Raw genomic sequence first — 12,704 nt, forward strand, 5'->3', positions numbered from 1 at the left:
AAAATGGCATTACATCCAGAAGCAGGGAAACCTGCATCACCTGAACAGCTGATTAATGTACCTGAACTTATTACCCAGTATTTCTCTTATCAGCCTGATAAAAACGATCCGGCTCAAGCGGTGAGTTTTGGTACATCGGGACATAGAGGAACAGCACAAAATGCCACCTTTACTGATGTGCATATTGCGGCAATTTGCCAAGCGCTAGCTGAGTACCGTGAAGGTGAAAAGATCACCGGTCCGCTTTATATTGGTAAAGATACTCATGCTTTATCTGAACCGGCAATGATTACTGCTATTGAAGTATTGGCTGCCAATGGTGTTCAGGTTGTTATTCAGCGCAGTGATAATGCCAGTCGAGGCTATACACCTACTCCGGTGATCTCTCGGACAATCATTCGTTACAATCGAGAAGGTCACGATGGTCTTGCCGATGGTATCGTCATTACGCCGTCTCATAATCCGCCTTCAGACGGTGGCTTCAAATATAATCCGCCTCATGGTGGTCCTGCTGACAGTAATGTTACCTCTCTTATTCAAGACCGAGCCAACGCAATTATCGCGCAAGATAATCAAGAGGTTAAACGGTTACCTATTCAGCAGCTTCTGGCAGAAAATAAAGTTTGCCAAGCCGATTTTATGGAACCCTACATCGATGATTTAGCCGATGTGGTTGATATGGCGGTTATCGCAAAAGCTAAACTCAAATTAGGTGCCGATCCACTCGGTGGTGCTGGAGTCGGGTATTGGGACCGCATTGCCGAGAAATATGGTCTCGATATCACGGTGGTAAACGAAAAAGTGGATCCTCAATTTGGCTTCATGCGCCGAGACAAAGACGGCAAGTTGCGTATGGATTGCTCGTCGGCCTATGCCATGGCAGGGCTTATCGAGCTAAAAGACCAATTTGATTTGGCTTGGGGTAATGATCCTGATTTTGACCGTCACGGCATTGTTTGCCCTAGTAACGGCCTGATGAATCCCAACCATTATTTAGCGGTGGCCATCAATTATTTGTATTCTCACCGTCCAGATTGGTCGGCAAGTATGAAGATTGGTAAAACCTTGGTTTCCAGTTCGATGATAGATCGTGTAGCGGCAAATTTAGGCCGTGAAATTGCTGAAATGCCAGTGGGCTTTAAATGGTTTGTGTCAGGGTTAAGTGATCAAGAGATTGGTTTCGCCGGAGAAGAGAGCGCCGGTGGGATTTACCTGCAAAAAGATGGTCAAACTTGGGCCACGGATAAAGACGGGTTTATTATGTGTTTGTTAGCGGCTGAAATTTTAGCCGTAACGGGTAAAGATCCCGGCGAGCACTACGCTGATTTAGAAACTCAATTTGGCTCGCCCTGTTACCAGCGGGTCGATGTGGCGGCGTCACTCGAAGAGAAAGCCAAGCTTTCTGCGATGGATAAATCGGTAGTAACCAGCGAACAATTAGCCGGTGAGCCGATAACCGCTGTACAAACTCATGCACCAGGTAACAATGCCGCTATTGGTGGGGTTAAAGTTTCTACTGAAAATGGTTGGTTTGCAGCACGCCCATCAGGCACTGAGCAGATCTATAAAATTTACGCAGAAAGCTTCAATGGTGAAAGTCACTTACAGTCTTTAATTAAAGAAGCGGAAGAACTAGTGGCTAAAATTATTAAATAAACGGTAATTTAGCAATAAAAAATAACTTTATTGTTAGCAGGATGTTAAATGCAAGGGCGCCCATGAAAATGTGCGCCTTTTTTCGTCGTTTTTAACATTAAAATTACAATAACATTGGGTACCTACTGCTATATTACTGTCATGAAAAAGTGTTTATATGTAATCTAATTACAGCTTTTGGCACTTTTGGCTTATTGCTAGACGAGAGTGAGAACAACGATGAATGCAAAGACAGATAAAAAAGTGGGGGCGTCATCCGTCGCCAACGATACCATCGCGAAAAAAGAGTTCAAAAACGCGATCATCCAACATCTTCATTGCACCCTAGGTACGGATGAAAACAAAGCCAATAACCATGCTTGGTGGAAAGCGACCTGCGCCACCATGCAAGAGCAGGTTCTAGAAGGCTTACGTAAAACCCAAAAAAGCCACTATTTGAACGACACCCGCGCGGTACATTATTTTTCTGCTGAGTTTCTAATGGGCCGGTTGTTATCTAACAATCTGCAAAATTTCGGCTTGTTTGACGTTGCGAGTGAGGCTTTAAAAGAGCTTGGGGTAGAACTGACCGACATTATGGAAGAAGAACCCGACATGGCGTTGGGAAATGGCGGGTTAGGGCGATTAGCCGCGTGTTTTATAGACTCTCTGGCCACCATGGAATTACCTGCCATCGGTTACGGTATTCACTATGAACACGGCCTCTTTCGCCAAGAAATTCAAAATGGTGCACAAATTGAACGTCCAGATAGTTGGCGTGATTTTGGTAACCCCTGGGAGATATGTCGTCCTGAATCTATTCAGCAGATTTCTCTTTATGGTTATGTCGAAACTAAATACGGCGAAAATGGCCGTATTCAAAAAGAATGGCATCCAGGCTTAATTGTGAAAGGGGTGCCTTGGGATATTCCCGTTGTGGGCTATGGCGGCAAAACGGTAAACGTACTGCGTTTATGGAAAAGTGAAGCCTCCCATTATTTTAATTGGGATGTATTTAATGCCGGTGGATATGTTGATGCCCAACGTGAAAATATTCAGGCAGAAACCATCTCTAAGGTACTGTATCCCAATGATGAAACAGAAGCGGGTAAAGAACTGCGACTTATTCAGCAGTATTTTTTCTGTTCCTGTTCATTAAAAGATATCATTCGACGCTACAAACGGGCTCATGGCGATGACTGGAGCCGGTTTGTTGAACAGGTTGTGATCCAACTTAACGACACACATCCAGCGATAGCCATTCCTGAGCTTATGCGTATTTTGGTGGATAGGGCCGAATTGGATTGGGACAAGGCGTGGGATATTTGTACTCAGGTTTTTGCTTATACCAATCATACCTTACTGCCCGAAGCATTGGAAAAATGGCCAGCCAGAATGATTGAGAAAATTCTGCCTCGACATTTAGAAATTATTTATGAAATAAACCATCGCTTTATGTCGTTGGTGGATAAAAAGTGGCCTGCTGATAACAGTAAAAAAGCCGCGCTATCTATTATTGAAGAAGGTAGCGAAAAAATGGTGCGCATGGGGCATCTATCGGTGATCGGCGCCTTTGCGGTAAACGGTGTTGCAGAAATTCACTCGAAATTAGTGAAACAAAACCTCTTCCCTGAATTTGATGAACTATGGCCAGGAAAGCTCACTAATGTGACTAATGGTATTACTCCCCGTCGATGGCTAAAAGCGTGTAATCCGTCACTGTCTAAATTGATTGATAAGAAAATCGGTGCCGATTGGCCAACTCAACTCAGTAAGCTTGAAGGCTTGGTTAAATACGCGAATAACAAAACGTTCCAGAAACAGTTTATGAAAGTAAAACTGGAAAATAAAAAGCGTTTAGCGGCAGAAATTAAGTCATCTATGGGCATCGATGTGGATGTGAATGCCATTTTTGATGTGCAAATTAAACGATTACACGAATACAAACGTCAACACCTGAATTTATTGCACATTATGTCGCTTTATCGACGCCTGTTAGAAAACCCTGATTACGACATGCACCCACGGGTATTTATTTTCGGCGCAAAAGCCGCACCGGGCTATAAATTAGCAAAAGATATTATTTACGCCATTAACAAGGTGGCAGATAAAATCAATAATGATCCACGGGTGAACGGCAAAATAAAAGTGGTGTTTTTGCCTAATTATCGGGTTTCTTTGGCAGAGAAAATGATCCCAGCGTCGGATCTTTCTGAACAAATTAGCACTGCCGGAAAAGAAGCGTCTGGTACGGGTAATATGAAATTGGCGTTAAATGGGGCGCTGACCATCGGTACGTTAGATGGCGCAAATATTGAAATTGCCGAAGAAGTGGGTGAAGACAATATCTTTATTTTCGGCCTTACCGTTGATGAAGTTCATGGGTTAAACGCCAAGGGCTATAATCCCTATGATTACTACTACAAAGATGCCGAAATTAAAGCCATATTGGATTGGCTAGAAACCGACTATTTTACCCCAGGAAAACCGGGCGCATTGGTATCGATAAAACAAAGTTTATTGGATCATGGTGACCCGTACTTGGTATTAGCGGATTTTCGTGCCTACTCAGATGCGCAAAAACGGGTAGACGAAGCTTATCGAGACAAAGAGCGTTGGGCACAAATGGCAATTATAAATACGGCCAAAATGGGTAAGTTTACCTCTGACCGTTCGATAGCCGATTATGTCTCGCGGATATGGAAACTATCTTCTTGCGAGGTGCGTTAATTTATTTACAATTTACTGGCGTAACATCGGTTAACCTATTGGTTAACCGATTTCTCTAAAAAACAAGCAGGCTACGGTCTGTTTTTTTGTAACTAAGGGTTTCTAAAGCATAGGAACTTGACTGAACTTGTTTAAAATATATTTATTTTTATATTTAGTAACAATGAATTAGCGGGATTTTAATTGTGTAATTATTTATTTCAAACGGTGGTATCACAGGGTAAATAAAACTTGCCCGCTGTCAGACAACGTGTTTCTATAACACTATCGATTTAATTTGTATAACGCGTTTTTAAGTTGAAGTAATGACTCGCCTGCATCAAAGCTTGGCCACAATTCCCAATCGGTACGCCTTTATTGATTCTATTGATAAGAGTGCAAATGAGTTTGATCATTTTGCTCTTATGTTGGTCGATATTGTGCGGTTTTCAGATGTTACTACCAGCCTGGGTATTCGGGTTGCTGACCGTTTTTTGCTGGAAGTGGCCAACCGTATTATTCTTTTGTTTGATGATGGGGCGTATTTTGGCCGTATTAGTGGTGATGTGTTTGGTATTGTATTTCCCAACATCACTCAAACCCAAGACCTTCAGGATCACTTTGATTATCTTGTTGAACACTTCAAAACACCCCTCCATCTAGATAACCATGCATTTATTGCTGATTTCAACGTGGGAGCAGTATGTGGCGCTACATCATCATTTGATTTAACGGCTTTTGTTTCTCGGGCAGAAGCGGCCCTGAAGCTAGCTAAAGAAAATAAATATCAAAATTTTCATATTATCTCGATGGCAGATAAAGCCGAAACCGGGCATAACCTTGCGTTAAAAGCCGATCTGAAACGGGCACTTTTAGAAAATGAATTAGAGCTTTACTACCAGCCTCAAATCGATTTGCAAACCCTTAAGATTGTGGGGGCAGAATGTTTATTACGCTGGAATCATCCCACCGAAGGCGTGTTGTTCCCCGGTCCATTAATTGAGGCTGCAGAGTCTTACAATATGATGAACGAACTGGCTTATTGGACATTCGAGCAAGCCTTTATCAACATGATTCGAATGGACAGGCAGGGAATGAACGTTTCCCTATCAGTAAACATTTCGCCTACCCAACTTTATGACAGTAAGCTGATCCCCACGCTACAGTTTCTCCGTGATAAATATAATTTGTCTCTTTCTCGGTTTGAACTGGAATTAACCGAAGATGTGGCCTTATCAAATTCACTGTTGGTGAAAAAACAGTTAAGTGAATTAAGCTCTTTGGGGGTTAACATTGCGGTGGATGATTTTGGTAAAGGATATTCTAATCTTGCCTATATTCGCGCGTTAGAAATTCATTCTTTGAAAGTGGATAAGACTTTCGTGATGGAACTTACAACGAATAATGTGAATAAAGCCATTATTCAGGCCGCTATGATGATCGGTGAAGCAAAGCAGTGTGAAGTTATCGCTGAAGGTATCGAAACCATCGAACAACTGCATATTTTAAGAGACATTGGTATTAAGGTAGGGCAGGGCTATCTGTTTTCTCGCGCTTTACCATTGCAAGGGTTTATACAACTCGCTGCGTCGGACATTATCGTGGGCGACTCGCCTTTACGGCGTAAGTTGATATAAGACAGCCCTTGGTTGGTTTTTCTTAAACCAAAGGATAAACTCTTATTTTTGCGAAATAGAACAGGATAACAATGCGAAGCCGATTGCTTGCTTATGGTGATTTCCTCAACCTTTCACGGTTTTCTCCTGACAATGTAACCGCTGACGAATTTATTTTACCGTCGGGGGTGAAAGTGAAAGTTGTGGGGCCCGGAATTATTCACTTCTATCCCCCAGATGTTTCACAGCGTCATCAATTTATCGTGCTATCAAGTGGTATTCATGGCAATGAAACCGCTCCTATCGAAATATGTGATGATTTAGTAAAACAAATATTGTTAGGTGGGTTTATACCGGCTCACCCTGTGATGTTTTTGTTTGGTAATTTAGACGCCATGGCCATCGCCGAGCGCTTTGTAGAAGAGAATATGAACCGGCTTTTTGGTGCTCCTTATTCTGCCGATGCGCCAACCCAAAACAAAGAACAACAACGGGCTAAAGAATTAAAAAAAGCCGTCGCTGACTTTTTTGATAATGCGCCAGCACAGGCCGAGCGCTTACATTACGATCTACATACAGCAATTCGCGAATCTAAAAATGAGAAGTTCGCGGTCTATCCGTATTTACATGGTAAATCCTACAGTGGTCGGCAACTGGCGATACTTAAAGCGTGTGGCGTACAAACCGTACTGTTATCCGCGTCACCCACCACCACCTTCAGTTATTATTCGTCTTACTACTACCAGGCCCATGGATTTACCGTTGAATTAGGAAAAGTGCAAGCCTTTGGTCAAAATGATATGGCCAATTTTGCCGAGGTTCGCGACACATTAAAGCAGCTTATTAGTCAGCGTACGCTGGCGGTAGATGACGATATTAGTGATGTGACCTTATATAAAATTAATCAGGTTATAAATAAGAACTGCGAAGATTTTGCCCTTCATTTTGCCGATGACATACCTAATTTTACTGATTTTCCTAAGGGGTTTTGTCTAGCCTCTGAGACCGGAGCCCGTTACGAGGCTCAGCGAGATGGTGAAGCCATCGTCTTCCCTAACGCTAATGTGGCTTTAGGACAGCGAGCTTTGTTAACCGTACTTCCCGTACAAGTAGGAGATATTGATGTTCAGTCTTGATCCTCGATTACAAAATGACTGTGTGCTTGTGCAAGATCTCGATCTTTGTCGTGTTTTACTGGCCAATGACAGTCAGTTTCCGTGGTTGATTTTGGTTCCTCGAATAAAGGATGCGGTTGAACTTACGGATCTTAATTCACAGCAAATGGTCACCTATTGGGCTGAATCTTCGCTTACCTGTGATGTGTTAACCCGTGTTTTTGAGCCCCATAAGCTTAACGTGGCGGCAATCGGTAATATTGTCCGACAACTGCACATACATCATGTAGCGAGATTTGAAAATGATGTAGCCTGGCCGGCCCCTATTTGGGGCAAGCAGCCGGCAGTACCTTACACAAAAGATGCCCTTGAAACGCGACTAACTACAATTAGAAATGCTTTTTTGGTACAGGAGAAATCATGATTTTAACTACGACTCCCACTATCGAGGGAAAAAACATCACCCAGTACCACGGTATTGTGATTGGCGAAGCCGTGATGGGAGCGAACATGTTTAAAGATTTGTTTGCTTCTATTCGGGATATTGTGGGTGGGCGTTCTGGGGCTTATGAAGGCGAATTGACTAAAGCACGGAAGTTGGCATTCTCTGAGCTTGAACAAGAAGCTCGAACTATGGGGGCCAATGCCGTGGTAGGCATCGACATTGATTATCAGGTAATTGGTGAGAAAGGCAGCATGCTAATGGTGAGTATTGCTGGCACTGCGGTTAAGATCATTGACGCATAAAATCACAAACGACGACGGGATTAATCTTCGTCGTCATCCCATTTTTTAGGTTTAAAGCCTTTTGGTACTTTAAAGCGTGACGAGGATTTCAGTAACAGTACGTTGCCAGCAATAAAGCCGACGGCAAGAATGATGATCACTATAAGCCAGCCGGTACTCATACTATTCCCTCGTTTAACACATAACGATGATATAACTCATCTAGTCGAGAAAGCACCGCCGCTTTCCCTTCCATATCCGCTTCAGATAACACCCTTTCGAGCTGTTCGATATTACGGGCGTGTTCAAATTCGCTGGCACATTGTGAGTGAGTAAGATGCCAAAGTTCAACCGCAACACCCCCTTTATTTTCCATAAAAGGTCGTGCAAAACCAAACTCATGCAAGTTTTTATCAAGCCAACAGGCTAGGGCGTAGCAGGGGCCATTTTCACGGTATTCGGCATCCACTAGGTCGAAATTTTGCGACCAGTTATCAACCGAACGCTTATCGTACACATCGATATCCGTGCCCCAATGATGCCGACTGCCGCCAGGAAGTGCCGACCAGGTAAGTATAGCGTCGATTTTCTCGTTATCGCTTAATTGACTGTGCTCAATAATTTCACCGTCAGTATCGAACAGGGTTGCATCGCCACGCCACTTACGATTCCAGATGGCAAGTTGACGATGAAAATCCCGATAGCTACTAATCAGTTGGCAATCGATACCGTCGTTGTGTGCTGCGCTTTGCAGGGCTTGCCAAGCGGGTTTTACCTCTTTATGGATAAGAAAAGAGGGTCCCACTTCACACAAATAGGGATTGTCGATACCTAACCATGCGTCGTGTTTACTCATGCCAGCAGTTTAACCATAATGCTGTAGTAAATATCTGCCAGTTCAACCAAATCGTCCATCAACACGCACTCGTTCACTTTATGAATAGTGGCATTAACTGGGCCAAGCTCTATGACCTGAGCGCCGGTAGGGGCGATAAAGCGTCCGTCGGATGTACCGCCGGCAGTAGACAGTTCGGTGTTTCTTCCTGTTACCTCTAAAATAGCGTGTTGGGTCGCTTCTACCAGGGCGCCAGAATCGGTCAAGAAAGGCTGACCATTGAAGGTCCAATCAATATGATAATCTAACTGATGGCCATCGAGTATATGGTTAACCTTTTGAATCAATTTTTGGTCGGTGACTTCTGTGGAAAACCGGAAATTGAAGCAGACGTGACACGCGCCGGGAATAACATTGCCCGCCCCAGTGCCAGCGTGAATATTCGATATCTGAAAGCTGGTGGGAGGGAAAAACTCATTGCCATGATCCCAGTGCGCCTGACTTAATTCACTAAGGGCTGGGGCAACATCGTGCACCGGGTTTTTCGCCAAGTGAGGGTAGGCAACATGGCCTTGGATCCCGTTCACGGTTAAATCACCGGTTAATGAACCCCGACGCCCATTTTTTACCACATCGCCCACCAGCGTGGTGGAAGAGGGTTCTCCCACAATACACCAGTCTATTTTTTCATTGCGCTCTTCAAGGGTATCAATAACCCGAGTGGTGCCATTAATGAATGGGCCTTCTTCATCGCTGGTAATAAGGTAAGCAATGCTGCCACGATGATTGGGATAATCGGCAACAAATTTACGTGTGGCAACAAGCATAGCCGCCAAACTGCCTTTCATGTCGGCGGCACCGCGACCATATAAATAGCCGTCTTTTTCTGTGGCTTCAAAAGGAGGAGATACCCACGCGTCTTCAGGGCCACTAGGGACAACATCGGTATGACCGGCAAAACAAAATAGCGGTGCTTCGGTGCCTCGGCGAGACCACAAATTGGTGGTATCTTCAAAAACCAGGGTTTCGTGGTCAAAGCCAGATTCATCTAACCATTCTTTCATGTAGGTTTGACAGCCCGCGTCTTCAGGCGTGACTGAACGACGATTAATGAGATTTTTTGCTACATCTACTACCTGTGTCATAGGGCAAAAATGTCCTTATATTGTTCGGCTTTAAACCCTAAGAAATACTGATTGTTGTAATGTAAAACCGGGCGTTTAATCATTGCCGGATGGGCCAGTAATAGTGCCAGAGCCGTTTCTTTATTCAAAGACTGTTTATCTTCCTCGGGTAACTGACGATAAGTGGTGCCGCGCTTGTTGAGTAGATTTTCCCAACCGAGGTGAGATTCTGTTTCAGCCAGCCAATTGGCATCAAGACCTTGTTTTCTATAGTCATGAAAAGCGTAATCAATATCATGTTGTTCTAGCCATTTTTTGGCTTTTTTTATCGTATCGCAATTGCTGATACCAAATAATGTTGTTGTCATAAATACACGTTGCCGCTATCTGTAATATTATCACAGAGTCTAAAGGAAGACTGTCGCCCAGTGCAACTGTGGAAAAGTGATATCCCTAAATTACAGCGTGTTAGTGTCTACACCGTGTTTTTTACTTATAACTAAGATGGCAAACACGATAAGGGCAATTACACATAAACACCAATAACGTCATCATCTTGGGCCAGCCAATGTTTATTCGTGCTTAAGGTTAAACCTTGGCACTGATGTCCATTCATTAATGCGATAGCGCCGGTGGTTTGCATACCTTGTTGTTTCAGCCACAGTGGGTGTATATGCATAATGGCGTCACCTTTAGCCAGCTCATCGCCGGGTTTACATAGCCGTTCACATTTTTCGCCCATTAAGTGGTGCGTGTGTAGCGACAGGGTAATCAGTATTTTCAAGCCAAACACGGTACGCAAACGGACTTCGTAGCCCCGTTCAGGAAGAGTCTCTACTCGGCAAGCCGCTGGGGCGTAAAGGGTATGTCCTGAATAATGAAAGGGAACCGTTGGCCCCCAAATTTGTTGGCTAATAACCAAAGACGTTACCGCCTCAAGAGAAAGTGGCTGCGCAGTGATCGGCGCAGCTAAGCCATGGTATTGCTTAAATTCATCGGGTGGTGAAGTAGTAAAGAACAACGGTAATTGACCCATTTTAATTATGCTAAAACCACCTTGTGATGAAAACCCTCATCAAAAAATTGCTATCAGATGGCGCGTAACTGTGTTAACGCTAACCTTAATAGTAAAGCAAAAAGAGTAACGGAACCAACTTGGTTGTGGTTATACAGTTTGCGCACAGAAAATCTCGTGTTATCCACTTTATCTGTGGATAAGTTTGTTGAGTAGTGTGTGTGAGTATTGCAAGTTACTGAAAACAAAGTATTTAATTAATTGGTTAAACAATGGTCAGTGGATAACATTTATCTTTTCACAAGCATTTTCCACAGAAGTTGTCTACTGTTATAAAGAAAAAATAGGCTGGAAAAGCGAAATTTCTTCGCCTTTGAACCCTTGACACAGCGTAATAGAGTAGGGATTAAATATGAGCGATCCAAATGACGGTTGGCGAGATCTGACAGTAGACGATGCCATAGCCATAAGCGATTTTTATCAACACGTTCTAGGATGGACAAAAGTTGATGTTGCAATGGACGGTTACAGCGATTTTATTATGAAAGATAGTAAAGGAAATGTGATGGGAGGAATTTGCCATCGCAAAGGTGCAAATAATGATGTGCCGACTGGATGGACACCGTATTTTACCACCGCCGATTTTAATCACGCCCTTGAAACAGCCATAGCGCAAGGGGGAGAAGCCATCACCGAGGTACGGCATCATGGTGCTGCCCGCTTTGTGTATATTAAAGACCCTTCAAGGGCAACGTTTGCTTTATACAGTGAGCAGAAGTGACAACTAGGTGGTGCGCTGGTAGATTATCGGGTTGTTATTGGTAATAAGGGACTCACTATTGGCTGCGCCTCTTGATGTGTATGCTGGCCCAGGTGCGCTAGCGACGTTAAAAAAACATGGCTTTCATCCGCTTTTATTTAATTACTTTCTTGGCGCATCCGGTGGCCCCAAGTGGTTTGTTTTAGCTGGGCTAGACCGTGTTTTATTTCCAGAATGGTTTTACCACCGAGGTGGACAGATTCAAATTATTGGCACATCTGCGGGGGCTTTTCGCGCGGCCTGTATGGTGCAGCAAGATCCTTACGCTGCCATAAATCGCCTTGCCGAACGCTACGCCAACACCGTGTATTCTGAAAAACCTACGGCCAATGAAATTACCTTAAAAGCGCGGGAATTGCTTCATCATGTCATGGGCGCTCAAGGGCCTATGGATGTGATCACTAACGAACGTTTTAAGGCGCACATTATTGCTGCAAGGTGTCATGGCCCTATGGCAAGCCGGGGGCGTATCACCCAGATGCGTGGGTTAGCCGCCAGTGCTGCTTTAAATGCCGTGGGACGTAAAAAACTCAGCGTGTTGTATACACGTCACGTATTTTCTGCTCCAGGCAGCCAATTAACTATTCATGATCCTTACCAACTAAAGACAGAAACCACTGAGCTTGGATATGCGAATGTCAATGATGCGCTATTGGCGTCAGGCGCGATCCCTTTGGTCTTAGAAGGGGTGGAAAAAATCATTGCTGCACCGCAAGGCATGTATCGTGATGGCGGTATTATCGATTATCACTTTGATCTGTCTTTTGGTCCAAATGAAGGGTTGGTGTTATATCCCCATTTCGTACCTAAGCCCATTCCTGGGTGGTTTGATAAAGGGTTTAAGCGGCGTGTTCCTCATGCCAGTAGCTACCATAACGTGGTTATGTTAGTGCCTTCTGCGTCATTTGTTGCCAGCTTGCCTTATGGCAAAATACCTGACAGAAAAGACTTTGAAAAACTGCCGGCGAAGACGCGAATACAGTACTGGAACAAGGTATTACAAGAAACTGATAGGTTGGGGGAGTATTTTATGGAAATAACCCAATCGGGCCGTATTATGGACTGTATAAAACCACTGCCATTTGCAGTGAAAGCAGATTGATAATAAG

Annotated in this window: 13 protein-coding genes; 8 read left to right on the plus strand and 5 right to left on the minus strand. The window is 43.9% G+C overall.

All coding sequences use genetic code 11. The features are described from left to right. Nucleotides 1–3: 3 nt before the first annotated feature. The 6 genes from pgm (at nucleotide 4) to KO501_RS11740 (ending at nucleotide 7,822) form a co-directional block, all read left to right on the plus strand. Nucleotides 4–1,656, plus strand: a complete 1,653-nt coding sequence (pgm, locus tag KO501_RS11715) for a phosphoglucomutase (alpha-D-glucose-1,6-bisphosphate-dependent) (protein ID WP_216029859.1) — start codon at nucleotides 4–6, stop codon at nucleotides 1,654–1,656. A gap of 219 nt (nucleotides 1,657–1,875) precedes the next feature. Beyond that, the gene (locus KO501_RS11720) at nucleotides 1,876–4,365 is read left to right on the plus strand and encodes a glycogen/starch/alpha-glucan phosphorylase (protein ID WP_216029860.1); all 2,490 of its coding nucleotides are present in this window, start codon (nucleotides 1,876–1,878) and stop codon (nucleotides 4,363–4,365) included. 305 nt (nucleotides 4,366–4,670) lie between these two features. Next, nucleotides 4,671–5,981, plus strand: a complete 1,311-nt coding sequence (locus KO501_RS11725; protein ID WP_216029861.1) for a bifunctional diguanylate cyclase/phosphodiesterase — start codon at nucleotides 4,671–4,673, stop codon at nucleotides 5,979–5,981. A gap of 71 nt (nucleotides 5,982–6,052) precedes the next feature. After that, nucleotides 6,053–7,096, plus strand: a complete 1,044-nt coding sequence (gene astE / locus KO501_RS11730) for a succinylglutamate desuccinylase (RefSeq protein WP_216029862.1) — start codon at nucleotides 6,053–6,055, stop codon at nucleotides 7,094–7,096. Further along, nucleotides 7,083–7,499, plus strand: a complete 417-nt coding sequence (locus KO501_RS11735; protein ID WP_216029863.1) for an HIT domain-containing protein — start codon at nucleotides 7,083–7,085, stop codon at nucleotides 7,497–7,499. The genes astE and KO501_RS11735 overlap by 14 nt, the downstream gene beginning before the upstream one ends. Continuing rightward, complete coding sequence (locus tag KO501_RS11740) at nucleotides 7,496–7,822, plus strand: heavy metal-binding domain-containing protein (protein ID WP_216029864.1); 327 nt, start codon at nucleotides 7,496–7,498, stop codon at nucleotides 7,820–7,822. The genes KO501_RS11735 and KO501_RS11740 overlap by 4 nt, the downstream gene beginning before the upstream one ends. Before the next feature lie 20 nt (nucleotides 7,823–7,842). Here KO501_RS11740 and KO501_RS11745 read toward each other — a convergent pair whose 3' ends face one another. From KO501_RS11745 to KO501_RS11765, 5 genes are all read right to left on the minus strand, one after another. Then, nucleotides 7,843–7,983: a DUF2897 family protein gene (locus KO501_RS11745; RefSeq protein WP_216029865.1), complete on the minus strand. Its 141-nt coding sequence runs from the start codon at nucleotides 7,981–7,983 to the stop codon at nucleotides 7,843–7,845. Further along, nucleotides 7,980–8,657: a M15 family metallopeptidase gene (locus KO501_RS11750; protein ID WP_216029866.1), complete on the minus strand. Its 678-nt coding sequence runs from the start codon at nucleotides 8,655–8,657 to the stop codon at nucleotides 7,980–7,982. Before KO501_RS11750 ends, KO501_RS11745 begins: the two co-directional genes overlap by 4 nt. Beyond that, a complete protein-coding gene (gene dapE, locus KO501_RS11755; RefSeq protein WP_216029867.1) occupies nucleotides 8,654–9,781 on the minus strand; it encodes a succinyl-diaminopimelate desuccinylase in 1,128 nt (375 codons plus the stop codon). Before dapE ends, KO501_RS11750 begins: the two co-directional genes overlap by 4 nt. Then, entirely contained in the window at nucleotides 9,778–10,128 is a 351-nt protein-coding gene (locus tag KO501_RS11760) for an ArsC family reductase (RefSeq protein WP_216029868.1), read from the minus strand. Before KO501_RS11760 ends, dapE begins: the two co-directional genes overlap by 4 nt. Nucleotides 10,129–10,286: 158 nt before the next feature. Further along, complete coding sequence (locus KO501_RS11765) at nucleotides 10,287–10,796, minus strand: PTS glucose transporter subunit IIA (RefSeq protein ID WP_216029869.1); 510 nt, start codon at nucleotides 10,794–10,796, stop codon at nucleotides 10,287–10,289. 391 nt (nucleotides 10,797–11,187) lie between these two features. Here KO501_RS11765 and KO501_RS11770 point away from each other — a divergent pair, with 391 nt between their 5' ends. Together KO501_RS11770 and KO501_RS11775 are read left to right on the plus strand one after the other, a co-directional pair. Further along, nucleotides 11,188–11,556 (plus strand): VOC family protein, encoded by a 369-nt coding sequence (locus KO501_RS11770; RefSeq protein ID WP_216029870.1) that lies wholly within the window; start codon nucleotides 11,188–11,190, stop codon nucleotides 11,554–11,556. A 58-nt stretch (nucleotides 11,557–11,614) separates the two neighbouring features. Then, nucleotides 11,615–12,697 carry a patatin-like phospholipase family protein gene (locus tag KO501_RS11775; protein ID WP_216029871.1) on the plus strand — a complete coding sequence of 361 codons (1,083 nt, stop codon included), beginning with the start codon at nucleotides 11,615–11,617 and terminating at the stop codon, nucleotides 12,695–12,697. The last annotated feature ends 7 nt before the right edge of the window (nucleotides 12,698–12,704 follow it).

It is taken from the genome of Alteromonas sp. C1M14 (assembly GCF_018860965.1).
GTDB lineage: Bacteria > Pseudomonadota > Gammaproteobacteria > Enterobacterales > Alteromonadaceae > Alteromonas.